The organism is Opitutus sp. (genome assembly GCA_024998815.1).
Classification (GTDB): domain Bacteria; phylum Verrucomicrobiota; class Verrucomicrobiia; order Opitutales; family Opitutaceae; genus Rariglobus.
On record JACEUQ010000002.1, the window covers coordinates 333,735 to 358,595 of the forward strand.

Sequence of the window (24,861 nt, forward strand, 5' to 3'; positions counted from 1 at the left end):
GCGACTTATTCCGAAACAGAAGCACTTGTTCCCAAAGGGGGGTGACATGCATCTCCCAAAAATCTGCTCACACCACGCGCCTAGTCGCTGCCCATTTGACACGGGCTCCTGCCGTAACCCCGGCACGATGTCACCCGATACCCGAATCGATGAACTCCGCACCCAGGTCGTATCGCTGACCGAACAACTTAGATCCCTGCTCGGTGCCGCTATCCCGCCACGGATGGTGGTAACGGTGCCCGAACTGGCATTTCGCTGGAGCCTAAGCATCGAAACCATCCGGCGGATGATCCGCCGCGGCGATCTGGCGTCGGTGCGTGGCCAAGCTCCCTACGCCATCGCCCTCTCCGAGGTCTACCGCTTCGAAAGCGGAACCCGCACGGCGACCAGGCTCCGCAAGGGAGGTGCCGCGTGAAGCTCACCGAACACCGGATCCAGGCGGGTCTGTTCAAGTGGGCCAAGCTGGCCTCCGCCCGTCACCCCGAGCTCGCGCTCCTCTTCGCCATCCCCAACGGCGGCGCCCGCGACCCGATCACCGGCGCGATGCTCAAGGCCGAGGGCGTCAAGCGGGGCGTTCCCGACCTGTTTCTACCTACCCCGGTCGGGACCTACCACGGGCTGTTTCTCGAAATGAAAACCGCCAGCGGTCGCCTCAGCCCCGAGCAGCACCAGTGGCAACACGGCCTGATCGAGCAGGGCTACGCCTGCGTCACCGCCCATAGCCTCGAACAGGCCATCGACACCCTCACGCGTTACCTCACCGGCCGGCTCGAACTGCCCACACCGGGCGCGCGTTAAAAATTTCCCCTCAGGAAAAACCAACAACATGACCAAAACCAACACCCTCGAACTCGTGCGCGGCCCGCTCCAATCGGCCCAGCGCATCACCTTCTACGCACCTTCCGGCCTCGGAAAGTCGTCCTGTTTTAAGGACACGCCCGACACGATCTACCTCGATGCCGAGGGCGGCACGGAGCACCTCAACGTCACCCGTTTTCCCCGGCCCAAGTCGTGGGCGGACGTCGAGGCGGCCATCGAGTTCCTCGAAACGGGCAAACACGCCTTCCGATTCCTCGTCATCGATACCGCTGACTGGATCGAAAAGCTCCTCGTCGAGGACATCTGCCAAAAGTCCCACAAGGCCTCGATTGAGGACTTCGGGTACGGCAAGGGCTGGATCGCCGTCACCGAGCGGTGGTCGGCTTTCCTCGTCAGCCTGGACCGGCTGCGCGCCTCCGGCCTGCACATCGTTTTCCTGGCCCATTCCACGGTCAAAAAGTTTGAGCAACCCGACGCCGCCGGTTCCTACGACCGCTTCGAACTTAAACTCTCCAAGGGGTGCTCGGCTCTGCTCAAAGAGTGGTCGGACGCCGTCCTGTTTGGGAATTTCCACACCAAGGTAGTCGAGGCCACGGATGGCAAAAAACGGGCCATCGGTGGGCGCGAGCGGATCATCTACACGACCCACTCGGCGGCCTACGACGCCAAGAACCGGCACGGCCTGCCTGAGTCCATGCCGATGTGCTGGGCCAGTTTTTCGCCGATCTTCGGTGCGTTTACCAAGAATGTGCCGGCGTTGCCGCCGGTCGCGCCCGCACCGGTAGGCCCGTCCACCAAAGCCCAGATCGAGCAAATCGAGCTTTACTGGAAAACCCTCAAAAAGCCCTCTGCTGACAAGACTAAGGCGTTTGAGTGGCTGGGCTGCGACGCCGTCTCCGGTGACGAACACTGGACGGACCTTTCCGCAGCCCAGGCCGAGCGCCTCATCGGGCTCCTGCAAAAGAAGATGAACGAGATCGGCGCGGCCACCTCCGCGCAGGTCGCTGCGGCCGGAAAGGCGGTGCTCGCATGAAACTCTACGAGACCTTCATCGAGCTGGAAACCATCTGGGCCGAGGCCGAGCGCGTGCTCACCGGTGACGAAGTGGTCGATGCCGACGGCCAGCCGCTGACCGAGGACGCGGCGTTGGTCCGCCTTGAAGCCGCGTTGCAACGCATCGAGGGCGAGCGGGACGACAAGGCGGTCAAGATTGCCTGCTTTATCAAAAACCTCCGTGCCGAGGCTGAGGCGCTCAAAGCCGAAAAGGTACGCCTGGGCAAACGCCAGTCGGCGGCCGAGCGCACCGCCGACCGGGTGACTGCCTATCTGGAGCAATGGCTCCCGGCAGGGCTCAAAATCAAAGACTCCCGCGCCGCGCTATCCTGGCGGCGCAGCGAATTCGTGGACGTGCAAGGCACCGTCGACGACCTGCCGGTCGAGTTCATCCGCGTGAAACGCGAGGCCGACGTCAGCGCGATAAAAACCGCCCTCAAGGACGGCCAATCCCTCTCCTTCGCCCGGTTGGGCGAGCGGCAGAACCTTCAGATCAAATAACCCAAACAGCATCAGAACATGAAATACGTTTCTAAAAACGCCGACAACTTGCCCCGCGTCGTCAAAGCGGGCGAATACCTCCTCACCGTCATCGAGGCCATCGAAACGGTCTCAAAAAACAGCGGTGATGAGATGATCAAGCTCCACCTCGAAGTCGAAGGCCACGGCTGCCGACTTTTCGACTACCTCGTGGCGAGTGAAAGCTCGGCCTGGAAGTTGGACACCTTCCGCAAGGCGATTGGCGAGGCGGTAGTCGAGGGCGAGGAAGTGGAATTGCACGCGGCCCGCTTGGTGGGCCGACGCGGTTACGCCCGGCTCAAGGTCGAGACCTACCAGGGCAAGGACTCCAACAAGGTGGAATTCTGGCTGACCGACCACGCCCCCGCTTCCGGCTCCAAGCTCCTAGCTCCCAGCTCCTCGCTCATGCCGTCCGGCACCGCCGGTAAGCCCGCCAAGGATCCGTTCTAACCCGCAACGACAACCACCCGCGCCCCCGCCATGAAACTTCGACCCTACCAGCAAACCTGCGTTGCCTCCCTGTTGGAAAAGTTCCGCGACCATCCCCGGTTGCTCGCCGTCCTGCCCACCGGGGCCGGCAAAACGATCATCCTCGCGGCGCTCGCCCACCGGCTGCAGCCGCTCAAAACGCTGGTGATCGCTCACCGCGAGGAGCTGATCCAGCAGGCGGTGGACAAAATCCAGCAAGCCACCGGGTTGGTGGCCGAAGTCGAAAAGGCGGGGGCGCGGGCCAGCCTGTCGGCGCCGGTGGTGGTGGCTTCGGTGCAAACCCTGGCGCGGGAGGCGCGCCGGGGACGTTGGCCGCGTGACCAGTTCGGCTTGGTGGTGATCGACGAGGCGCACCACGCCTTGGCCGAGAGCTACCAGGCCGTGCTGGGCCACTTTCACGATCACGCCAAAATCCTCGGAGTGACCGCCACGCCCGACCGCGGCGACAAGCGCAGCCTCGGCGAGTACTTTTGCGAAGTGGGCTTCGAGATCGGCCTCCATGAGTTAATCAAAGCCGGTTTTCTATGCCGCATCGCGGTCAAAACCGTGCCGCTGCCGATTGACCTGTCCGCCGTGCGCACGGTCGCCGGTGATTTGAGCGACGCCGACTTGGGCGCAGCCATTGAGCCGTACCTGCAAAAAATCGTAGCCGAACTGAAAACCGCCATCGGTGACCGCAAGACGCTGGTGTTTCTCCCGCTGATTCGGACGTCCCAAATGTTCGTGGATCTCTGCCGCGCTGCTGGTTTCACCGCGGAGCACATCGACGGTCAGAGCCAGGACCGGGCCACCATCCTCGCCCGCTACGCCGCTGGTGAATTTCAAATATTAGCCAACTCGCTTCTGCTGACGGAGGGCTTCGATGACCCCTCGGTGGCCTGCGTGGTCTGCCTGCGCCCCACAAAGATCCGCGCGATGTATTCGCAGATCATCGGGCGTGGCACCCGCATCCACCCACAAAAGCAAAACCTACTGGTCCTCGATTTCCTCTGGCACACTGAACGCCACGCCTTGGTCCGGCCCGCTCACCTGGTTGCGTCTTCGCCCGCCGAGGCCGACACCATCACCGCCATTCTCGAAGCGGCGGCCAAGGAGTTCGGCACGAATGGCGGTGCCGACTCCGATGGGCGCGACCTGCTCGCGTTGGTGGCCGATGCCAAAGCCGAGCGAGAAAACGAACTGGTTAAACAACTGGACCAAAACGCCCGGCGCCGCAGTCAGTTGCTCGACCCGGTCGAATTCGCGCTGAGCCTGCACGAGGTCGATCTGGCCGAGTGGGAGCCGACCATGCGGTGGCACGACCAAGCCGCCTCGGCCAAACAGCTTTCGGTGCTGCAAAACCTCGGCTTCGACCCGAACGCCGTGCGCAGCCGCGGTCACGCCTCGATATTGCTAGATCGGGTGTTCATGCGCCGGAACCTGAAACTGGCCACGCCCAAACAGCTCGCCTGGTTGCGCCGTAAGAACCACCCGCACCCCGAAACCGCCTCCTTCACCGAGGCCAAGGCGTTTCTTTCCGCCCACTTCACCCGCTGAGGCAACGGCCTCCAAGAAAACCATGTCCCTCCGTTACCGTTCGACCCTCCCTCATTACCCCGCCGCACCCGAGCTCAGCCCGGCCCAGTCCCGTGCGGTGGCCGAAACCACCCTTGGCGCCATCGACTGGACTGATGATGTCTCCGGCTTTTGCCCGTGTCCCGGTGCGGCCGCCCACACCAATCCGACGAACCTGCGCGATTGCCGCGTTTCGTTGGACACGGTCGGCGGCCACGCCCCGACGATCTACTGTTTCCACGCCAGTTGCCGCACGGCCGTGGAGACGGCCAACCATCAGCTGCGCTCCGCTCTCGGCCGCGCCACGGTCGGTCAGTCGCCACGCCCACACGTCGTCCGCAGCACAGCATCCACGCCTCCGGCCGCATCTGTGCCGGTCGCAGCCAGTACCGATCTGGGCCCCGACCACGGTTTGCCCCTGCTGCTGCGCACTTGTTTCGCGGCTGATGACATCGTCTCGCTCGCACCGGGCGTGATCGCCGAGGGCGAAACCCGTGCCGTGCCCGAGCATGGCGGGGTGAACGTCCTCACCCGTGACCAGTGGTTGGCCCGTCTCGAAACCAGCGGCGGCATCAACCGGGTCTTTGGCGGCAAGGACGGCCTTTATCTGCGCATCAACCCAGTGGTCCGCAAAAGCACCGGCTCAGACAAAGACGTGACGCGCTTCCGCCACACCCTGATCGAAAGCGATACCCTCTCGAAGCCTGAACAGGAGCGACTGCTGCGCGCCTCCGGGCTGCCCATTGCCGCCTTGATCGACTCCGGCGGTAACTCGATCCACGCGTGGGTCCGAGTCGAAGCGTCCACTGCGGCCGAATTCCACGAGCGCCGTGAACTCCTGTGGAAAAGCGTGCCTGAGCTGCAGCTCGATCCGCAGAATCGCAACCCGTCGCGGTTCTCCCGTTGTCCCGGTGGGCGCCGTAACGAGGGGTTCCAACGACTGCTGGCGGAAAACGTCGGCCCTTCATCGTTCGCCGCGTGGTCATCGGCGCAGGTCGAATGCGAGGGCCTGATTCGCGCCTCTGATTTCTGCGCCGAGGACGAACCGGATCCGCCCCAGTTGATCGAGGGCATCCTGTTTCAAGGTGCGAAAATGATTATCGCCGGTCCGTCCAAGAGCCGCAAAACATGGAATCTCACCGACCTGGCGATTGCCGTATCGTTGGGTGAGCCGTGGTGCGGGTTTCCCACCCGGGCATCGACCGTCCTCTACGTGAATTTGGAAATCGCCAAGTTCAGTTACAGGAAGCGCATTCGTATGATCTGCAATGGACGGGGTTTTGAGCCCTCGTCGTTGTCGCGCTTTCACGTTTGGAACCGGCGCGGCAAGGAAAACGAAATCGTCGGTCTCGCCAGCCAGCTCCGCGCCATGACTGCCCGCACCGGTGCCGACTTGCTCATCATTGACCCGATCTACAAGACCTACGGCGACCGGGAGGAGAACTCCAACACCGAGATGGCGCAGGTCCTCAATGAGCTCGAAAAGCTGGCCCAGGACACCGGCGCCGCAGTCTTGATCGCGGCCCATTTCCCCAAGGGCAACCTGTCCGGCCGTGACGCCATCGACCGGGTTGCCGGCGCCTCGGTGTTTGGTCGCGACCCCGACGCCCTCCTCATCATGACTCCACATGAACAGGCCGACGCGTTTACGGTCACGCCGGTTCTACGCGACCTGCCCAGCCCGGACGAATTCGTCATCCAGTGGGCAGGCATGGGCTTTCGCCGGATCGGTGCCGACCCGAAGGCGATCAAGGGCAACGAGACCGAGGCCAAGCCGGCGCGCACCGTCTCGTTCGCCAGCTATCGCGGCATGTTCATCGAAATGCCCCCGCTCAAACACGACCGCGATCCCGAGCAAAGCGAAGTGCTCGCCCACATCGGCGCCCTGTTGGCCGCCGCCGGGAAAGATCCGGCGTTTGCCCAAAAGGTCTTCGATAACATCCGCCAACCGGCCCGCCGGATCATCGTTTTTTCGCCGGAATCGCGCCGTTGGGTGGGCACACGGTATCGCGCAAATTCAGCTGAAAACGGAGGCCAGAAGTGAGCTTAAAAATGAGCTTAAAACCTGCTGGAACCACCCGTTCAGAACCACCTGGAACCAGTGGTTCTGAAACCGGAACCACCCCGGTCCCTAGGACCACCTGGTTCCGGCATGGTTCTACGGACCGGTCCTACCCTCTACTAAACGTAGAGGGGGAGAAGGAGACTACTCTCTCCCTTCTCCCCCGCATCTGGTGCAGGTCGTTTAAACTCCTGCACCATGCGGGACTAAAAAAACAAAAACCGCGCGCGGGCGTGGCGACGAATTTCACCAAAAAGAAAGCGGGGGCGTTTTGAGTTACGACGACACCAAGCGGTCACGAGATCGCGACTACACCACGCAGTACCGTGAATGGGTGGCGACACTCCCGCCGGACGAACGCCGCGCCTTGGCCGCACAAGGTCTGCTCGAACCCGTGGTGGACGCCATGAGGCTCGGCAAAGGTGAGGACGTTGCCGCCATGCCGCTTGCCGTGCCCGCCTATGGCCCTAATCGCGACGAACCTATCCCGGTCCATACCGAGGTGGCGGCCGGCGATAGCGAGGCCGCGTGGGACGCTTTACGGCGGGTCATTGGCGAACTCATTTGCGAGGACAACGCGCGGCTCTCGTTGGAGTGCCTCGCGCTCGTGACGGGGGTTGCTTTCGACGGCAGCTCGATGAGCACCATTGCCAAACGACACGGCCTCACCCGCGCGGCGGTTTCAAAACGCTGCGTCGCCCTGACCGACCAACTCCATCTTGGGCGTTCGCGAGCCATGCGCTCGTTGACAGCACGCACGAATTACCAAACCGCCCAAAATCAAACCAATGAATCCAGTGAATGTTTTAACCATCGAAACGCCTAACGTCCGCATCACCGAGCTCGGCCTCATTTTCGAGGGCGACATCAGTTTCGACCAATGGGCCGAACTGGGGGCCAAAGCCGGGCGATTGGTACGCACCTCTGTTTTCCTCATCGGTGACTGGCTCGTCTATGGCGAAACTCGTTGGAACGGGGGGGCTCGCTTTGAACCCATGCCCGACGCCACCCGTAGCCGGTACATTATCGCCATGCAGGCGACCGGCCTGGAGCTCAAAACCATGCGCAATGCAGCGACAGTTGCCCGCACCATTCCCCACGACCAACGACGAAACGACCTCACGTTTGAGCACCACAAATTGGTGACCGGAATCAAAGACGCGGACGAACGCGCCGAGTGGCTGCAAAAAGCCCAAACGCACGGCCTTTCCACGCGGCGGTTGAGAAAATCGATCATCCTTGGCCACATCGCCCAAGACCACGAAATGCAGACCGACCCAGTCGACAGAGGCATCAGCAACCACCTACCTTGGCTCAATCGACTCGGTGCGTGGTGGGGGCAGTTCGAGGGATGTGGCTGGTTTGAGCAGGCCACCCCCGAACAGGTGGAAACGTTTTTAAGGGATTTTGCTCAAGTCCGGCAGGTGATTGCCCGCATCGAAACGGAACTAGCTGCAAAGGAGAGTCGTGTGAAGTAGCGTTGCGTCGCGTCCCTGCGCAGGGAATCGAGGCCGGGGGTCACAATAGTTTTCGTCTGCCCCCACGCCTTCACGTGCCTCAACGCCTGCGCTCGCTCCGCTCCCTTGGCGAACCCGCTAACGCGCTCCGGCGTAAGCCGCACGATAATCCGCCCGCAGACGCTGGCGGTCGTTCGCCCTCCATTCCGCTCCGTGCGTGCGTTCCGCCTGCGGGTCCCAGGGGCCGCCCGGCCGGGTCGCCGCAACGTCCTTCGCCCCTCACGCCACGGATCCTGCCGAGCCAGGAACCGCGGCGTCGAAACGGGGCTACGGCCGAGACGGCCACAAACCCCCGGCCCGGCAGCCCCTGTGCCCCTCCGGCTCCACTCCCGCACTCCGCTCCATTCCGGTCGCCGCCCGCCAGCGCCTGCTCGTCCGTCCGGCTGCTAACGCCCTCAACGATCCAATTTCAGCGGCGCGAGACAGCGGCCCTCGATTCCGCGCCTGCCGAGCCAGGTGCTCACCGAGGACCGCCGACTCGCCCGGCCTCAACGATTTGGGCCCATCGCTCGCCGACTCGCTACGGCCCACCTCATGCGCCGGAAGGCTTTGATGCGCGGGGCGACAACGCCCCACGGCCAACCACTGAGTGCGGCTCGTTCGCAAGCTCACTCACGGCCCCCAATGGAATGCGCGCCACAACGGAGGCACCCTCCGTGAGCCCCGGCACCCGCAGTGCCAGGCCCGGCGAGGGCGACGGCGGCAGGCACGCGACGGCGTTCCCCGAGTCACGTCCGACGTCGTGTCCAGCCGTCCACGTCCCACGTCCGGGCTGATCTGTCACAGCGGCTGCGCGGGTTCCGCGTGTAACAAGACATTATGGCCAATGGGTGCCGATCCGCCCCTCAGTCCAAGCATTCCATCGGGGCGGCACCTTCCCTCCGCCGAGCCTCCGGCATGTGGTCATAATGTCGTATTACACGCTCCACCCTCGGGGCTCACTACGGTGCGTTGTCAGTATGCGCGCGCACCCAGAAATATCACTCGGCTTCGCCGGTAGAACGTCTTTTAGCGGCGCTACCGCGCGAATGGAATACCCCCCGCCCCCGCCCGGGCCGTCCCTTTTCTAACGCGTCACGTCGCTGGGCGGGGTGGCACAAAGCCATCGCTGGTCCGGCCGGCCGCCAGGCGCCCCCCCAAGTTCACTCGCAAGCTCGTTCACGGGGGGAGCTTCCCCCCGCCGCCCAGCCGGCGCGGTGGCCCCGCGCGTCCGCGCCGCATCGCTCCGCTGGCGTCTTGGCGCGCCTTGCGTGCCCCTGGCACGCGGCTCCGTCGTGCCGTGCTCGCCGAGCCTCGCCGCGGCCCGACTCCGCGCCCGAGGGCCGGGCTACGCCCGCCCCAAACCCCGAGCCACAAACCCCGAACCGCCCGAGCCCCCAATCCCCCAGCGCGTTTTCGAACCACCGCCAAATCCGCCTGCGCGCGCATATTCCGCCCTCCCTTTCGACCGTCCACCAGCACCGACGCCGGCCTGCGCCGCGTTGACACCGCCGTTACGGCAATGCCCATCGCCGTCCCTAAAGCCGCCAAACTCGGTCGCTCGCCCAAGTTCAGCCAAGCGCTCTTTGACCGCATCGTGCAGGACATCCGCGACGGTTCGCCCTCGCTCAACGCCATCGAGAAAGAAGGCATCGACCAGTCCACGTTTTACCGACACTTGCAGCGCAAACCCGACCTCGTGCCGGTGCTGCAATCGGCTCAGTTGGAACGTGACCGTGTGCGGAATTCGTCACGCATCGAAGAGGCCGAGCTCGAGCTGAAGCGCCGGGGTATCGACGGCTGGAGCGAACCGGTGTTCGACGCCAAGGGTCAGCAGTGCGGTGAGCGCCGCCGCTACTCTGACGCGTGTCTTATCTTTTTCCTGAAGGCCCATAAGCCCGACGTGTACCGCGACCAGCCCACGACGGTGGTGGCGACTCAGGTCAACATTACGCCCGACCGCGAGAAAGACATCATGCGCGAATGGCGTTCCCGTCTGGGTGCGAATGAGGCCCCCGCGTTGCCCGCTGTCACGACTCCCACGCCATGAGCCGCGCCGCCCCTAAAAAGACCTACAAGCCCGACCGCCGCCTCGCGGTCACGCCGCTCGACCTCCTTTTGCCCTACCAACGTGCGTGGGTGCAGGATAAAGCCCGCTTCAAAATCTGGCTCAAATCGCGGCAGATCGGTGGTTCACTCGCGGCATCGTTCGAGGTGGTCGCCGACGCCATTGAGACCGGCGGCGACTGGGTCATCCTGAGCGCCGGAGAGCGACAGGCACTGGAGTTCATGGACAAGGTGAACCGCGCCGCCGGTATTTTCTGCGACGCGGTCAGCTACTCGACCGGCAGCGAGTACCGTCCCGAAATTCAAAAGTCGCAGCTTCGGTTTCCCAACGGTGCCCGCGTCATTGCTCTCCCTGCCAATCCGTCCACGGCGCGTGGTTACTCGGCCAATCTGGTGCTGGACGAATTCGCGTTTCACGAAAACCCCGAGGAAATCTGGCGCGCGGTTTACCCGATCATTTCCAACCCGCTGCGCGGTGCGCTCAAACTGCGGGTGATCTCCACGCCAGCCGGGCGTAACAACAAATACTTCGACCTGTGGGAGCACGCGCCGGCCTTTTCCCGCCACAAGACCAGTGTCTACGACGCGGTGGCGCAGGGACTCGCGCTTAACGTGGACGAACTACGGGCGAACCTCGCCGATCCCGAAGGCTGGGCGCAGGAGTTCGAGTGCCAGTTTATGGAGCACTCGTCCCAGGTTTTCCCGGCAGATCTAGTCAGAGGCTGTGAATGTGAGGAAGCTACCCTCGATCCGCTTACGGACCTCTACGCTCGAACCCTCCGGCCGCGACCGGCCTTGTTTATCGGCATCGACGTCGGTCGAAAACGCGATCTGACCGTAGCTTGGACCCTCGAACGTCTGCACGGAGGCCAACTGATCACCCGCGAAGTCCTCGTCTTGGACCGCGTGCCGTTCCCGCAGCAGGAAGAAATCCTCCTGCCTCGGGTAATGGCGGCAGCGTTCACCGCGATCGACGCCACCGGCATCGGCGGACCGGTCAGCGAACACCTCGCTGCAGCTCTCGACGAAACCCGCTTCGAAGGCGTGACCTTCACCGGCGACCGTAAACGGGAGCTGTTCGAGCGCCTGAAAAAAGTGCTCCAAGCGCGAACCGTTGGGCTACCGGCGGCCGCTGTGATCCGCGACGACCTCGGCAGCATGCAACGCATCGTCAGCCCCGGTGGCACGATCCGCTACGCCGCCGCCCGCACCGCTGACGGCCACGCCGACCGATCCACCGCGCTGGCCCTCGCGATCCACGCCGCCCAAAGAAACCCCTCCGCTGGCACCGGTGCCTTCGCCGCCGAACGAGTCCCCACCGGCCTGAACGCCCGCCACCGCCCCGCACTCACCCGCTACCGCTGCGCCTGGACGCGGTAACGCCGCCGCCCTCCGGCTTCAGTCCTCCCTCCATCCGACCTCCGCCTCCCGACCTCCGTCATCCCTCCGAACCATGTCCCCATCACCCATCATCCGCCCCACCGCCCGCGACTTTGAACCCCAACTCTTCGGCCGCAGCCTCTCGCCCGACGCCATTGGTGAACTCCTCGACGCCGGCGCCCGTGGTGACCTCGCCGCCCAAAGCGACCTGTTTAACCTGATGGAAGACACCTGGCCGCGCCTCCGCGCCAACTTGCAAAAACTCAAAAACGCCATCCGCAAGCTGCCCCTCAACGTCCAGCCCTACACCCCGAAGAACGGCAAACCCTCAGCGACGGCGCAGGAAAAAGCCGCCTTCGTTGAGTCAGCGTTACACCTGCAGCGCGGTTACGTGGACACCACTCGCGCCCCGCTTGGTTCGGCCGTTTATGAACTGATGGACGCCGTTGCCCGCGGCCTGTCCGTGGTCGAAATCGACTGGGCCAACGACACCACCGGTTACGTCTTGCCAGTCGGTTTCCGCCGCGTCCCGACCCGTTACCTCGGCATCGACACCGACGGCACCCTCGCACTCCGTCCCAACGGGAACAACGTCGCTACTTCAGATCGGAAGCTCGTCCCCTTTGCTAAACACCCCGGGAAATTCCTCACCGGCATTTTTCAATCGAAGTCGGGCGCCCTCGGTGAGGCGGCCCAACTCCGCGCCCTGGCTCCCCTATGGCTCGGTCATATGCTCGGCTGGGAATGGCTCGTCCAGAAGGCGGAACTGTTCGGCACGCCGTTACGTTGGGCCAACTATCCCACGACCGCCACCCAGGCCGAAATCGACGCCATCACCTCCGCCTTGCGCAACATGGGCACGGCGTCATGGGGCGCGTTTCCGCAGGGCACCAACCTGCAAATCATGCAGGGCACCACCCCCGGCGTATCCGGTCCCAACGACCCGAGCGAACGCCTCATGGGCATCGCCGACCGCGCCTGTGACATCATGCTTTTGGGGCAAAACCTGTCGGTTGAGCATAATGGCGAAGGCAGCCGTGCCGCCACCGAGGTGCACCGCGAGGTTGAGTTGGATCTCTTCGAGACCTACGCCGAATACATCGTCGCGATCCTCAACGACCAACTCATCCCGCAACTAATCGCCCTAAACTGGGGCAACGCCGACGAGGTTCCCTTCGTCGAGGTGGAAATCACCCGCCCCGAGCGTGAGCAGGAAATGGCCACCCGCGATAAAACCCTGTTTGTCGACATGGGCCTGCCCGTCTCCCTGCAATACCTCTACGAACGCCACAAAGTTCCGTCGCCGGCCCCGAGCGAAGCCCTATTTCAACCGGCCAAACCCGTCGCCCCGTTGGTGCCGCCGTCGTCCGTGCCACCTGCCACGGCCAAAACCTGCGCCTGCGGTTGTGGCGATCCCATCGACGCGGCCTCCGAGTCAGCCGCATCCTTAGCCGGTCGCCAGGCCGCCGCCGAAGCAGCCTTCCCCGCGCAACTCGCCCAGGCAGAGGCCGCCGACGATTACCTCGTTTGGGATGCGGTCCTCGACGGCCGCACCACCGAGGTGTGTCTCGGTCGCCACGGCCACCGCTGGGGCGACGGCTGGTTTTCGCCACCGCCCGCCCACTACAACTGCCGCAGCTCCCTGATCCGCGTCCCCAAAGCCGCCTACCAGCCGCCCAAGTGAGCGCCCCCCCCGTTGACACGGCGCTTGTGGCATGACCCTCGCCTCCGCAGTCAACGCACCGCTACACGCTGCCTTCGCCAACGCCCTGACCGAAGGCGCGGCACTCCCCACTGACATCCAGTACATGCCGCCCGGCCGCCACCGCATTCGGGCGTCTCAGGGCGGCAAACCCGTCTCGGTCGAAGTGGCCGTGAACGCCGCCACCGCTGCCGTCCTGCAAACCTTCCTCGCTGGTAAACTCACCGCCGCCGCCGAGGGGCGCGAGGACCGCCCTTTTTTCGATTTCAACCACGAGGACCGCGAAGCCTCCGCCTGGCCGACTGAATTTTATTGGGCCGGTGACGAACCGCAAACCGGCGGCGTCCGCGCCCGTCTCGATTGGTCCGACGCCGGTAAAAAGTCGGTCGAAGGCCGCACCTTTCGCCGCTTTTCCCCGACCTTCCACCTCGACGCCGCCGGCCAGGTGACGGGTTCCGAAATCAACATGGGCGGCCTGGTCAATCGCGCCGCTTTCAAGCGAATCGCTCCCCTGTTCGCCGCAGCACCGGTTGACACGGCCCCCGAAGCGATGCCCATGCAAAACCTCATCGCCACCCTTCGTTCCCTTTCGCTCGTCGACGCCTCCTCCACCGACGAAGCCGACCTCGTTGCCCAGCTCACCCGCCACGCCACCGCGATCAAAAGCGAACTCGCCGGCCTCCAATTACTCATGGCGACGCAGGCTCGCCACCGCGCCGAGGCCCACGTTGACGCCGCTGTTCGCGCCGGCCGCCTCCCCGCCAAGGACACCGACACCCGCGGTTTCTGGGTCGATGCGCTCCTGCGCGACGAAACCAAAGCGGTGAAAGCCCTCGAATCCCTCACGATCAACCCCGTGCTCGCCCGCCTGACTACCGGCACTGACGACACCGTCACGCCCGCCAGCCAGATCACCCGCCAGGAACAGAAACTGGCCACCATCCGCGCCGCTCACCCCAGCGCCGATTTCCAGACGATCTACGCCAAGGCCAAAGCCGAAAGCCCCGACCTCTTCCGCTAACTCAGCTCCTAGCTCTTAGCTCCCAGCTCATTATCCCATGAAAACCGCTCTCGCCCGATCCAACGCCATCTTCTCCTTTGAGGCCAACGCCGACCTCACCGGCTACGTTGGCCGCTTCATCGTCCTCACCGCAGGCAAAGCCGCCCTCCTCAGCTCGGCCACCGTCAAACCCCTGGGCATCCTCCTTTGTGACGGCAAAGCCGCCGAACGCGTCACCGTCGCCCTTGGCGCCGGCGGCCTCGCTGGCACCGTCCGCGTGAAACTCGCCGCCACCGTTTCGACCATCGGTGCCTACCTGCAAACCACCGCTGACGGCCGCGTTCAGACCGACGCCGGCACCGGCGCCCGCACCCTGGTTGCCCAAGCCCTCGAAACCGGCGTCACCGACGAACTCGTCGAAGCAATCCTCATCGCCCCCCAATCCCTCATTTAAGCCCGGCTCCAAGCTCATAGCTCCCAGCTCCCCCCCCCATGCACCTCACCCGCACCAACGCGATTATCTCAGTTGTGGCCGACGTCGATCTGACCGGCCAAGAAGGCTGTTTCGTTCGGCTTAGTAACAACGAAAGCATCTGCCTGGTTGATTACGCCCTCGAAAAACCCCTTGGGCTGCTTCTTACCGGCGGCAAAACCAACGAACGCGTGACCGTGGCGATTCCTGGCGGCCTTGCTGGCACGGTCCGAGTAAAAATCACCGGCCCGGTCAGCTTTGGCGAGCAGCTGCAACTCACCGCCACCGGCTGCGTTGAAGGCTACAGCAACGACGCCCCGCGGATGGTCCTCGGGGTTGCACTCGAAGCCGGCGTGTCCGGTGAACTCATCGAAGCCGCCCTCTACACCCCAGTCCTAACCCCCGCCGCCTAACCTCCGCCCTCAGTCCTCCGTAATCCGCCTACTCACTACCCGCTACTCGCTACTCACTACTTCCGCATGAGCTCCTCCAAATACAACGTCACCCTGACCAATTACGCCCGCGGCCTGTCGCAAGACATCTCCGCGACGCTCGCCAACTTCCTCGCCCCCGAGGTCGTCGTCCCCGCCGCCACCGGCCAGTATAAAAACTTCGACGACAAGAACACCTTTCAGGTGGTCGACACCTCGCGCGCCGTCGGTGGCCCTGCCAAACGCCTCGAATTCGCCGCCAGCGACCCGACCTACAACTGCCTCCCGCAGGCGTTGGAAATCGCCATCGACGACCACGAGCGTGACGAAGCCGGCGAGGGCGACCCGCTCCGCCTCGAAGAGGCCAAGACGCAGACCCTCGTTTCCTCCGCCGTCACCTCGCACGACGCCAAAGTGTTCGCTGCACTGACCGCGCTTGCGGCCGCCGCCAACATCACCCTGGCGAGTGACGACCCCATTGCCAAACTTGACGAGCAAATCGAAGCCCTCGCCACCGACACCGGCCGCATGCCCAACCGCCTGGTGATCGGCCTGCCGCTCTGGAACAAGCTGCGCAACAACGCCAAAGTGATCGCCCGCTTCCCCGGTGCGGCCTCCATCGGCGTGAGCATGGCCCAGTTCAGCTCCTTGCTGCTCAACCCCAGCATCGACATCCGCGTCGGTATCTTGGCCCGGGACACCCACAAACTCGGCCTGACCAAAGCCAACGTGAACATCATCGGCCAGCAACTGGTGATCTTCCATGCGAACGCCAGCCCCACGCTCTACGACCCGAGCTTCATGAAAACCTTCCGGTTACGCCGAGGTGGCGTGGACGTCGTCCGCACCTACCGCGACGACGCCGCCCGCTCGGACATCCTCGCAGTCGACTGGTCTGAAGACATCCGCGTCACCAGCCCCGTCTGCGCCCGCAAGCTCACCGCCAGCTAACGCTCGCTATTATATATACAGCGCACGGGCGGCAGGTCACCACGACCGCCGCCCCTTTTTGCGCCCCGCCGCAATCGTTCTCGTTCTCCTACTCTTACTCGTTCTCCCCGCCGTCCGCCCTCCGACATCTGCCCTCCGACCTCTGTCCGCTTTCCTCTCCGGCTCCGCCCATGCTCCCCGCCACCCTCTCCATCCTCCGCGACCCCGTGCCGTATCACGGCGCGGTGGGCTTTTTCGCCTTCACGACCCTCGAACGCCTCAACGCCTACGTCGGCCTCATGGTCGGCCTCGCGACCCTCGTTTACCTCTGCCTCCGCATCCGCCGCGAACTCCGCGACCGCAACGCCAAGCCCACCCCCGAAGATTGATCTAATTCCACGCCCAACCAGCTCCGCCACAGCTACTAGAATCCACGACGCCCCCCTCCGCCTCACACCAGCATTGCCCGTCCGGTTCACCTGAACACAGTCGCGTGCATGCAGGTCGTTTCCATTCATCCCGCCAAAACCGGCGCGCCCCTCCCGCGCCCCATCATGTTTTCATCTGCCCCGGCGGGTTTCCCCAGCCCGGCCGAGGATCACCTGGATCGTGACCTCGACCTCAGCGCACACCTCATCCGCCGCCCCGCCGCCACCTTCTTTGTTCGTGTCACCGGCCACTCCATGACCGGCGCCGGTATCAACGACGGGGCCCTCCTCGTCGTCGACCGCTCCGAAGAAGCCCGCGACGGCCGCGTGGTGGTCGCCGTGGTCGATGGTGGCCACACCGTCAAACGCCTCCGCCGCCACGCCGGCCGCTGCTGGCTCGAAGCCGCCAACCCTGCCTATACCGACATCACCGACCTTGACTGCGATGCCCATGTGTGGGGCGTCGTGACCTTTGCGATCAACGCCTTCTAAGCGCTTACGAACCGTGTTTGCCCTCGTTGATTGCAACTCCTTCTACTGCTCCTGCGAACGCGTTTTTCAGCCGCACCTCGAAGGCCAGCCCGTCGTGGTGTTATCCAATAACGACGGCTGCGTCGTCACCCGCACCGCCGAAGCCAAGGCCCGCGGAATCGCGATGGGGGAAGTCTGGCACCTCGCGCGCCCCGAACTCAAAATCGGCGTCCACGCCTTCAGCTCCAACTACACCCTCTATGGCGATATGAGCCGCCGCGTGATGACCACCCTGCGCGACTTCGCCCAGACACTCGAAATCTACTCCATTGACGAAGCCTTCCTCGGCTTCGATGCGAAAACCTCCTGGGCACCGTTGGGCAACACCATCCGCGCCACCGTCCAACGCCACACCGGCATCCCCGTCAGCGTCGGCTTCGCCCCCACCAAAGTGCTGGCCAAACTCGCCAACAAACTGGCCAAGAAGCCCGGCCCCCACACCGGCGTCTTCGTCTGGCCCTCGGATCCCGCTGCCGCCACTGCGGTCCTCGCCACCGTGCCGGTCGCCGACGTCTGGGGCATTGGCCAAAAACTCGCCGCGCGCCTCGCCCCGTTCGGCGTGTCCACCGCGCTCGCCCTACGCGACCTCGACATCACCACTGCCCGCCGCGTTCTCGCGGTCACCGGCCAACGCATTGTTTTGGAACTACGCGGCAGCTCCTGCCTCGAACTCGAAGAACTCGCCCCCGCGAAAAAAGCGATCTGCTGCGCAAGAGGCTTTGGCGTGCCGCTGTCCACCCTCGACCACCTGCAAGAACCCCTCGCGGTCTACGTCAGCCGCGTGGCCGAAAAACTCCGCGCCCAACGCCTCACCGCCGGCTTCATCCAAGTGTTTTTGGAAACCAACCCCCACGGCGGCGGCCCGCAGTATTCGCCTGGCACCGGACGCGCCCTCGACATGCCGACCAACTACACCGCCGACCTCGCCACGGTGGCCGCCGACCTCTTGCGCCAAATCCACCGCCCCGGGTTTCAATTCCGCAAAGTCGGCGTGCTCGTCACCGACCTACACCCCGAGACGGAAACCCAACTCAGCTTTGACGGCCCCAGCCCCGAAACCGTGGCCCGCCGCCGCACGCTCATGACCACCCTCGACCGCCTTAACGCAACGCTCGGGCGGGGGACCCTGCGCCTGGGATCGGCAGGCACAGCGGACCCCGTGTGGAAAATGCGCCAAGCCCACCTCAGCCCCTGTTACACTACCCGGTGGGACGCCCTCTTAACCGCCCACGCCTAAATGGGTCCGGAATCCGACCTCCGCCCCCCGTCCTCAGTCTCGCGCCCTCCGCCGAGTTGACACGCCTCCCCAGGCGTATGCCCACCAAACTCCTCCACATCCTCTCCTTCCTTGGCAAAGCCGCTGGCCTCGCCCTCACCATCGCCGGCCCCCTGTCCGGCACCCCCATCGGCCTGACGGTCTTCGCCGCCGCCTCCCTCCTCAAGGATACGGTGAACCACTTCGGCGACCTCGCCGATGACGGTAAACCCAACGACTCGTTCAAACCCTGACGGTTTCACCTCGGCCCACCGGCCCCAGTCCACCGATCGCCCCAGCCCCGGCCGCCCCTCGCGCCGGGGCTTTTTCGTCTCTTCCAAAAACCCAATTGCGGTGGCCTCGTGCTTCCGCTGCCATAGAGCGAATAACACCCACCTGCGACCATGGAGATCATCGACAACATCAACAATCTCCTCGGCGATAGCCTAAAAAAAACCGCCCAACCCGGCTCTCGGCTCAAAATCGCCGCGTCGTGCTTCTCCATTTTCGCCTTCGAGTCCCTTCGCGCCGAACTCGAAAAGATCGACTCCCTCCAGTTCATTTTCACCTCGCCCACCTTCGTCCCCGACGAGGCCACGGACAAGTTCGCCAAACAGCGCCGCGAATTCCACATCCCCAAGCTCGAACGCGAGCGCAGTCTCTACGGTGCCGAGTTTGAGATTCGGCTCAAAAACCAACTCACCCAGAAGGCCATCGCCAAGGAGTGCGCCGATTGGATTCGCCGCAAGGCCACCTTCAAATCCAACCGCAGCCGCGCCACCATGCAGGCGTTCGCCGGCGTGACTTCGCCCACGGCACAGACGGTTTACATGCCACTCCAGGGCTTCACCGCCGTCGATCTTGGCTACGAGCGCGGCAACGCCGTATCCAATTTCGTAACCAAAATCGACGAGGCCCCCATCACCGCCAGCTACCTCGGTCTTTTCGACCAGATTTGGACCGACCCCACCAAGCTGGAGGACGTCACCACCCACCTCTGCGAGCACATCTCTTCCGTCTATCAGGAAAACTCCCCCGAACGGGTCTATTTCCTGATGCTCTTTAACATCTTTCAGGAGTTTTTGGGGGACATCACCGAGGACGTGCTCCCGAACGACCGCACCGGTTATCGCGACACCCTCATCTGGAAAAAGCTCTTTAACTTCCAGTCCGACGCCGCCACGGGGATCATCAACAAACTGGAAACCTACAACGGCTGTATCCTCGCCGACAGCGTTGGCCTTGGCAAAACCTTCACCGCCCTCGCCGTCGTCAAATATTACGAGCTGCGCAACAAGTCCGTCCTAGTCCTTTGCCCCAAAAAACTCGCCCACAACTGGCTTAACTACAAAGGCAACCTCACCACCAACATCTTCGTCAAAGACCGGTTTGCTTACGACGTGCTGGCTCACACCGACCTGTCCCGGGAAAGTGGCGAGTCCATGGGCATACCCCTCAACCGCGTCAATTGGGGCAACTACGACCTGGTGGTCATCGACGAGTCCCACAACTTCCGTAACAACGACGCCTTTAAGGACCACGAAACCCGCTACCAGAAGCTCCTCAACCGCGTCATCCGCCAGGGCGTCAAAACGAAGGTGCTCATGCTCTCGGCCACCCCGGTCAACAACCGCTTCAACGACCTGCGTAACCAGCTCGCGCTCGCCTACGAGGGCGACCCTGAAAACCTCCGCTCCAAACTCAGCACTGGCACTGACATCAACGAGATTTTCCGCAAAGCCCAGGCCGCCTTCAACACCTGGGCCACCCTGCCGCCCCAAGATCGCACTGCCAACGCCATCCTCGGCACCCTCGACTTCGATTTCTTCAACCTACTCGACAGCGTCACCATCGCCCGCTCCCGCCGCCACATCGAGACGTTCTACGATACCTCCGCCATCGGCACCTTTCCCGAGCGCCTCAAGCCGCTCTCGTTTCACTGTCCGATCACGCACCGCACGGATGTCATCGGGTTCAACGAAATTTTCGACCGGCTCACCCTGCTGAAACTCGCGGTTTACGCGCCCATCAGCTACATCCTCCCCAGCCGCCTGGCCAAATACGAGGCCCTCTACGACACCGAGGTGAAGGGTGGCGGCGGCAAGCTTCGCCAAAAAGACCGCGAAAAGAGCCTGCAAATGCTCATGACGGTCAACCTGCTCAAACGCCTCGAAAGCTCCGTCGCGTCCTTCCGTCTCACCTTGCGCAGCCTCAAGAAAAACCACGGCGACACCCTGCAAAAAATCGCCGACTTCCGCGCCACCGGCAAGGACACCACGTTTACCGACCACGCTGCCGACTACGAGGACTCCGAGCCCGAGGACGACGATTTGCCCGACCCTACCGCCAAGCTCGGCGGCAAGGTGCAAATCAGCCTCGCCGACATGGACCTGAAGGGGTGGGAAAGCGCTCTCCTTACCGACGTCCACCTCATTGACGGCCTCCTCGCCGAGATGGACAAGGTTGGCCCCTCCGACGACGCCAAGCTCCAACACCTGCGCACCCAGATTGAGAGCAAGCTCGCGTCGCCCATTAACCACGGCAACCGGAAGATTCTCATCTTTACCGCCTTCGCTGACACCGCCGGCTACCTCTACGATCAGCTCGCCCCGGCGCTCCACGCCGCCCACGGCCTCCACGTCGGCTGCGTCACCGGCTCCGACCGTCCCAAGTCCACGCTCAAAAAATCGTACGACTTCCACTCCATCCTCACGCTCTTTTCACCCCGCTCCAAAGAAAAGGCGCTCACCCTCCCTAACGAATCCGGCGAGATCGACGTACTCATCGCCACCGACTGTATTTCCGAGGGCCAAAACCTCCAGGACTGCGACTACCTAATCAACTTCGACATCCACTGGAACCCCGTCCGCATCATCCAGCGCTTCGGTCGCGTTGACCGCATCGGCTCGAAAAACGCAGTCATCCAGTTGGTCAACTACTGGCCCGACATCAGCCTCGACGAATACATCCGGTTAAAAGAGCGCGTCGAAAACCGCATGGTCATCGCCGATGTCACCGCCACGGCCGACGACAACGTCCTCCGCCCCGAATCCAACGATCTCTCCTATCGCAAGGAGCAGCTCCGCCGCCTCCAGGAAGAGGTCGTCGAGATGGAAGACCTCAAAACCGGCGTCTCCATCACCGACCTGGGCCTGAACGATTTCCGGATGGATTTGCTCAACTACGTCAAAACCCACGGCGACCTCGAATCCATGCCCAGCGGCATGCACGCCGTCGTCCCGGCCGACTCGGCCCGTGGACTTAAGCCCGGGGCCATTTTTGCCCTTCGCAATCGCAACCCCGGCGTTAACCAAAAACAGCAAAACCGGCTCCACCCCTACTACCTCGTTTACATCGGCGCGGACGGGTCCGTCGTCGCCCGTCACACCGAGGTCAAGCGGCTCCTCGATCTCGTCCGTCTCGCCTGCAAAGATCGCGATGAACCCATCCCCGCCGCCTGCGAGCGGTTCAATGCCGACACCGAAGACGGTCGCGACATGGACGCGTATTCCCAACTTCTCGCGCAAGGTATCCGCTCCATGATCGAGCAAAAGGAGGAGAGTGACCTCGACAGCTTGTTCTCCGGCACTCGCACCACCGCTTTGGTGGAAACCATCACGGGGCTCGATGACTTCGAGCTGATCGCCTTCTTGGTCGTGCAGGCCTGATCGCGCCATGTTCACCTTTCCTCCGCAGGCCGCTTTTAATCGCACCATCCCCAAGGCGCGCATTTACGAAAACGCCCAGGCCTCCAAGGCCGTGCGTGCCCGCTTTGCCATGGAAATCGAGTCCATCGTCTGGAGCTACAAGCTCGCGCCCGAGACCATCAACCTGCCCCCCAGTCCCGGCGTCCACGAAATACAGGTTTTCACCGTTACCCTCAAAACGCCCACCCTGAGCGAGGTCGTCCTCCGCACCATCGACGAGGCCATCCCGTCCCCTCTGTTTTTTCGCATCTGCCACGGTGACCGCGTGCAAGGCCGTATCGCCTACAAGCGCCCCAGCGAAGCCGCCGCTGCCGCTTGGGTCGTCGAAGACGCTTTCGCCGGCCCGTGGCACCCGGCCGCCACCGCGTTTCCGCCGCTGCCCACCGTGCTCGACCTCGGCCAGCTCTACGCCCGGCTGCTGGAGCCCTACCTCCAGCCGCCCGCCCGCCCCGGTGAAAACCTCCCGTCCCACCTCACCCGCTTGCGCGAACTGCGCCGCCTCACCCGCGAAACAGACGGCCTTGCTACCGCCTTGGCCAAGGAAAAGCAGTTTAACCGCAAGGTTGAGCTAAACGCCCAGCTCCGCTCCCTTAAGCAACAGCAAGCCACTCTGTTGTAAATGAGTGCCGATCACCCTCATTTTTTACCAAAGGATAGGCTACACGCAGTCCGCTTTAGCCTTGCTGGGGCGCTAACTCACTCCGTTCATGGTGATGGCATGCCCACCGAGCCTCTCGGTCTGCTCCGTGCAGACACGTTGCTTAATTCCGGTGGGTTTTTTATGTCCGCAGTTCCGCACTTGCCCCACGGGAAAAGCAGCCTGACGGAAACCTGGCGCCAGCACCCCATTTGGAATCAACCTCGCCCGTCCTGACTCTCTCCCTTTACAAATTTGACCATGGAAAAACTGAAAATGCATTCTCCCGACTTGGTAGCGGGTAACATCGAGAAAATAGCCGCACTTTTCCCGAACTGCATCACCGAGGCCAAAGACGCCGCCGGCAAGCTCACTCGTGCCGTAGATTTTGACCTGCTGAAACAGGAGCTTTCGGGCTCACTGGTTGAGGGGCCGCAGGAGCGCTATCGACTCGACTGGCCAGGTAAACGGGAGGCTCTGCTGGCGGCCAATGCGCCGATTGCTAAAACCCTGCGGCCCTGCCGTGAGGAGTCGGTTGATTTTGATACAACCAAGAATTTATTTATCGAAGGCGATAATCTCGATGCACTGAAATTACTGCAGGAAAGCTATCTCAATAAAATTAAGTTTATATTTATCGATCCACCATATAACACAGGCAACGACTTCATTTATTCAGATGACAGGATTGAGGGCACGCAGTCATATCTCGTAAAGTCCAATCAGGCGGACGCCACTGGAGTTCGCCTAGCAGCTAATACCGAGTCCAACGGCCGGTTTCACTCCGATTGGCTTACAATGATAAACCCTCGCTTGAGGTTGGCCAAAAACCTCCTAAATCAAGAGGGCGTTATTTTTGTAGCTATAGGAGAGGATGAGGTGTCTGGCCTTGATATACTGATGGGAGAAATTTTCGGGAGGGATAATAGAATAGGAATTATTTCACGAATGCAGAAAGGGGGCGGCAACAAGGGAAACTTCCTTAATCCTGTCCTCGACTACATACTGGTATACTCAAAAAACAAGGACACGCTGCCTTCATTTACGGAGACCATAGACGAGGACATTTATGGGAAAACTGAGGCCTCGGGACCGAGAGCAGGGCAAAAATACGCAGAGGTGGTCATATACATGCCCAATCTAGACTATCGAGAAAATCAACGTTTCTGGGTTTCTACGCCAGACGGGGGCGAAATCGCTCCGCCCGAAGGCAAAAGTTTCCGATGGACGGAAAAACGCTTTAACGCAGAGCGTGCAGCAGGAAATGTTGTATTTAAGCCGTCCAATAAGTCCAAACTGATTAATCGAGACGGGAGTAAAGCCAATTACATATTATATCAAAAGCGGTTTCTTGATAGTGCCATCGACAACGAAACTGCCCGCCCCAATAACTTCTTCCCCGATTTCCAAAACATGCAGGGGAGCAAGGAGCTCAGTGCGCTTAAAATACCCTTCGACTACCCCAAGCCCGTGGGCTTGATTAAGCACTTAATGTTTATGAGCAAATGCCGCTCCGGCGACATTGCATTGGACTTCTTTTCTGGCTCGGCGACAACAGCTCATGCCGTGATGCAATTAAATGCAGAGGATGGCGGAAGCAGGAGATATATTATGGTGCAGTTGCCCGAGCCGTGCGACGTTAAAAGTGATGCATTCCAGTCAGGATACAAAACCATTTCCGATATAGGGAAGGAGCGTATACGTCGTGCATCAAAATTAATTTCGTCTGAACTGAAAAATAAGCGCGCCGACGCTAATGACCAACTTGAGCTTTCCGAGGGCGACGAGAGCGCCTCGGCTGCCCGCATTATAGAACCTGACGCGGGCTTTCGCGCCCTCAAAATAGATTCATCTAACACGCGTGAAGTATATTATCGTCCAGACGGAACGGACCAAGGTGATCTATTGGAGCAAACAGACAACATTCGCGAAGACCGCACCCCCGAGGATTTACTGTTCCAAGTCATGCTCGATTGGGGTGTCGATCTGGGGCTGCCGATCAGCTCCGAAAAGATCGCTGGCAAAACCGTGTACTTCGTGGACGGCAACGCCCTCGCCGCCTGTTTCGACACCGACATTTCCGAAGACCTAGTGACGGCATTGGCCAAACGCCGCCTGCACGACCTGCCCTTGCTCAAAGTCGTATTCCGCGATGCCGGCTACGCCTCTGACAGCGATAAAATCAACGTCGAGCAGATCTTTAAGCTCCTCTCGCCCACCACCGAACTCCGCACCCTGTGATCCAAGCCGTCGACCTCATCCGCTGCACTCGATCCGCGAAACCAACCGATCTGGGCGGGCCGAGCATACGGGTTTGTCGGCGCAGCCA

Annotated in this window: 23 protein-coding genes; all 23 read left to right on the forward strand. The window is 62.4% G+C overall.

The window, feature by feature from the left end; translation table 11 throughout:
- Window positions 1–127: 127 nt before the first annotated feature.
- On the forward strand, window positions 128–415 hold the full coding sequence (locus H2170_09300) for a hypothetical protein (protein MCS6300280.1): 288 nt from the start codon (window positions 128–130) through the stop codon (window positions 413–415).
- Window positions 412–798 (forward strand): VRR-NUC domain-containing protein, encoded by a 387-nt coding sequence (locus H2170_09305; protein ID MCS6300281.1) that lies wholly within the window; start codon window positions 412–414, stop codon window positions 796–798. Before H2170_09300 ends, H2170_09305 begins: the two co-directional genes overlap by 4 nt.
- 28 nt (window positions 799–826) lie before the next feature.
- Window positions 827–1,852: an ATP-binding protein gene (locus H2170_09310; protein MCS6300282.1), complete on the forward strand. Its 1,026-nt coding sequence runs from the start codon at window positions 827–829 to the stop codon at window positions 1,850–1,852.
- Window positions 1,849–2,373 (forward strand): siphovirus Gp157 family protein, encoded by a 525-nt coding sequence (locus tag H2170_09315; GenBank protein ID MCS6300283.1) that lies wholly within the window; start codon window positions 1,849–1,851, stop codon window positions 2,371–2,373. Before H2170_09310 ends, H2170_09315 begins: the two co-directional genes overlap by 4 nt.
- Before the next feature lie 18 nt (window positions 2,374–2,391).
- On the forward strand, window positions 2,392–2,841 hold the full coding sequence (locus H2170_09320; GenBank protein ID MCS6300284.1) for a DUF669 domain-containing protein: 450 nt from the start codon (window positions 2,392–2,394) through the stop codon (window positions 2,839–2,841).
- 30 nt (window positions 2,842–2,871) lie between these two features.
- The gene (locus H2170_09325) at window positions 2,872–4,416 is read left to right on the forward strand and encodes a DEAD/DEAH box helicase (protein MCS6300285.1); all 1,545 of its coding nucleotides are present in this window, start codon (window positions 2,872–2,874) and stop codon (window positions 4,414–4,416) included.
- 22 nt (window positions 4,417–4,438) lie between these two features.
- Window positions 4,439–6,478 carry an AAA family ATPase gene (locus H2170_09330; GenBank protein MCS6300286.1) on the forward strand — a complete coding sequence of 680 codons (2,040 nt, stop codon included), beginning with the start codon at window positions 4,439–4,441 and terminating at the stop codon, window positions 6,476–6,478.
- 289 nt (window positions 6,479–6,767) lie between these two features.
- Window positions 6,768–7,322 carry a hypothetical protein gene (locus H2170_09335; GenBank protein MCS6300287.1) on the forward strand — a complete coding sequence of 185 codons (555 nt, stop codon included), beginning with the start codon at window positions 6,768–6,770 and terminating at the stop codon, window positions 7,320–7,322.
- Window positions 7,285–7,974 carry a hypothetical protein gene (locus H2170_09340; GenBank protein MCS6300288.1) on the forward strand — a complete coding sequence of 230 codons (690 nt, stop codon included), beginning with the start codon at window positions 7,285–7,287 and terminating at the stop codon, window positions 7,972–7,974. The genes H2170_09335 and H2170_09340 overlap by 38 nt, the downstream gene beginning before the upstream one ends.
- Window positions 7,975–9,514: 1,540 nt before the next feature.
- A complete protein-coding gene (locus H2170_09345; GenBank protein ID MCS6300289.1) occupies window positions 9,515–10,042 on the forward strand; it encodes a hypothetical protein in 528 nt (175 codons plus the stop codon).
- Complete coding sequence (locus H2170_09350) at window positions 10,039–11,439, forward strand: hypothetical protein (GenBank protein MCS6300290.1); 1,401 nt, start codon at window positions 10,039–10,041, stop codon at window positions 11,437–11,439. The genes H2170_09345 and H2170_09350 overlap by 4 nt, the downstream gene beginning before the upstream one ends.
- Window positions 11,440–11,512: 73 nt before the next feature.
- Complete coding sequence (locus tag H2170_09355; protein MCS6300291.1) at window positions 11,513–13,123, forward strand: DUF935 family protein; 1,611 nt, start codon at window positions 11,513–11,515, stop codon at window positions 13,121–13,123.
- A 31-nt stretch (window positions 13,124–13,154) separates the two neighbouring features.
- Window positions 13,155–14,162 (forward strand): hypothetical protein, encoded by a 1,008-nt coding sequence (locus H2170_09360; protein MCS6300292.1) that lies wholly within the window; start codon window positions 13,155–13,157, stop codon window positions 14,160–14,162.
- A gap of 37 nt (window positions 14,163–14,199) precedes the next feature.
- Window positions 14,200–14,595, forward strand: a complete 396-nt coding sequence (locus H2170_09365; protein ID MCS6300293.1) for a hypothetical protein — start codon at window positions 14,200–14,202, stop codon at window positions 14,593–14,595.
- A gap of 38 nt (window positions 14,596–14,633) precedes the next feature.
- Window positions 14,634–15,026 (forward strand): hypothetical protein, encoded by a 393-nt coding sequence (locus H2170_09370; GenBank protein MCS6300294.1) that lies wholly within the window; start codon window positions 14,634–14,636, stop codon window positions 15,024–15,026.
- Window positions 15,027–15,092: 66 nt separating this feature from the next.
- Window positions 15,093–15,995: a hypothetical protein gene (locus tag H2170_09375; GenBank protein ID MCS6300295.1), complete on the forward strand. Its 903-nt coding sequence runs from the start codon at window positions 15,093–15,095 to the stop codon at window positions 15,993–15,995.
- A 170-nt stretch (window positions 15,996–16,165) separates the two neighbouring features.
- Window positions 16,166–16,363: a hypothetical protein gene (locus H2170_09380; protein ID MCS6300296.1), complete on the forward strand. Its 198-nt coding sequence runs from the start codon at window positions 16,166–16,168 to the stop codon at window positions 16,361–16,363.
- Window positions 16,364–16,471: 108 nt separating this feature from the next.
- A complete protein-coding gene (locus H2170_09385; GenBank protein MCS6300297.1) occupies window positions 16,472–16,894 on the forward strand; it encodes a LexA family transcriptional regulator in 423 nt (140 codons plus the stop codon).
- A gap of 13 nt (window positions 16,895–16,907) precedes the next feature.
- Window positions 16,908–18,170, forward strand: a complete 1,263-nt coding sequence (locus tag H2170_09390; protein ID MCS6300298.1) for a Y-family DNA polymerase — start codon at window positions 16,908–16,910, stop codon at window positions 18,168–18,170.
- A gap of 77 nt (window positions 18,171–18,247) precedes the next feature.
- The gene (locus tag H2170_09395; GenBank protein ID MCS6300299.1) at window positions 18,248–18,442 is read left to right on the forward strand and encodes a hypothetical protein; all 195 of its coding nucleotides are present in this window, start codon (window positions 18,248–18,250) and stop codon (window positions 18,440–18,442) included.
- 150 nt (window positions 18,443–18,592) lie between these two features.
- On the forward strand, window positions 18,593–21,856 hold the full coding sequence (locus H2170_09400; GenBank protein MCS6300300.1) for an ATP-dependent helicase: 3,264 nt from the start codon (window positions 18,593–18,595) through the stop codon (window positions 21,854–21,856).
- 7 nt (window positions 21,857–21,863) lie between these two features.
- Entirely contained in the window at window positions 21,864–22,514 is a 651-nt protein-coding gene (locus H2170_09405; GenBank protein ID MCS6300301.1) for a DUF4391 domain-containing protein, read from the forward strand.
- A gap of 279 nt (window positions 22,515–22,793) precedes the next feature.
- Entirely contained in the window at window positions 22,794–24,773 is a 1,980-nt protein-coding gene (locus H2170_09410) for a site-specific DNA-methyltransferase (protein MCS6300302.1), read from the forward strand.
- Window positions 24,774–24,861: the final 88 nt, after the last annotated feature.

Coding starts and splice junctions, on each gene's coding strand:
- H2170_09340 (MCS6300288.1), top strand. CDS start 7,285: ATGAATCCAGTGAATGTTTTAACCATCGAAACGCCTAACGTCCGCATC.
- H2170_09405 (MCS6300301.1), top strand. CDS start 21,864: ATGTTCACCTTTCCTCCGCAGGCCGCTTTTAATCGCACCATCCCCAAG.
- H2170_09310 (MCS6300282.1), top strand. CDS start 827: ATGACCAAAACCAACACCCTCGAACTCGTGCGCGGCCCGCTCCAATCG.
- H2170_09395 (MCS6300299.1), top strand. CDS start 18,248: ATGCCCACCAAACTCCTCCACATCCTCTCCTTCCTTGGCAAAGCCGCT.
- H2170_09345 (MCS6300289.1), top strand. CDS start 9,515: ATGCCCATCGCCGTCCCTAAAGCCGCCAAACTCGGTCGCTCGCCCAAG.
- H2170_09400 (MCS6300300.1), top strand. CDS start 18,593: ATGGAGATCATCGACAACATCAACAATCTCCTCGGCGATAGCCTAAAA.
- H2170_09375 (MCS6300295.1), top strand. CDS start 15,093: ATGAGCTCCTCCAAATACAACGTCACCCTGACCAATTACGCCCGCGGC.
- H2170_09385 (MCS6300297.1), top strand. CDS start 16,472: ATGCAGGTCGTTTCCATTCATCCCGCCAAAACCGGCGCGCCCCTCCCG.
- H2170_09320 (MCS6300284.1), top strand. CDS start 2,392: ATGAAATACGTTTCTAAAAACGCCGACAACTTGCCCCGCGTCGTCAAA.
- H2170_09380 (MCS6300296.1), top strand. CDS start 16,166: ATGCTCCCCGCCACCCTCTCCATCCTCCGCGACCCCGTGCCGTATCAC.
- H2170_09315 (MCS6300283.1), top strand. CDS start 1,849: ATGAAACTCTACGAGACCTTCATCGAGCTGGAAACCATCTGGGCCGAG.
- H2170_09365 (MCS6300293.1), top strand. CDS start 14,200: ATGAAAACCGCTCTCGCCCGATCCAACGCCATCTTCTCCTTTGAGGCC.
- H2170_09330 (MCS6300286.1), top strand. CDS start 4,439: ATGTCCCTCCGTTACCGTTCGACCCTCCCTCATTACCCCGCCGCACCC.
- H2170_09355 (MCS6300291.1), top strand. CDS start 11,513: ATGTCCCCATCACCCATCATCCGCCCCACCGCCCGCGACTTTGAACCC.
- H2170_09360 (MCS6300292.1), top strand. CDS start 13,155: ATGACCCTCGCCTCCGCAGTCAACGCACCGCTACACGCTGCCTTCGCC.
- H2170_09410 (MCS6300302.1), top strand. CDS start 22,794: ATGGAAAAACTGAAAATGCATTCTCCCGACTTGGTAGCGGGTAACATC.
- H2170_09350 (MCS6300290.1), top strand. CDS start 10,039: ATGAGCCGCGCCGCCCCTAAAAAGACCTACAAGCCCGACCGCCGCCTC.
- H2170_09300 (MCS6300280.1), top strand. CDS start 128: ATGTCACCCGATACCCGAATCGATGAACTCCGCACCCAGGTCGTATCG.
- H2170_09370 (MCS6300294.1), top strand. CDS start 14,634: ATGCACCTCACCCGCACCAACGCGATTATCTCAGTTGTGGCCGACGTC.
- H2170_09325 (MCS6300285.1), top strand. CDS start 2,872: ATGAAACTTCGACCCTACCAGCAAACCTGCGTTGCCTCCCTGTTGGAA.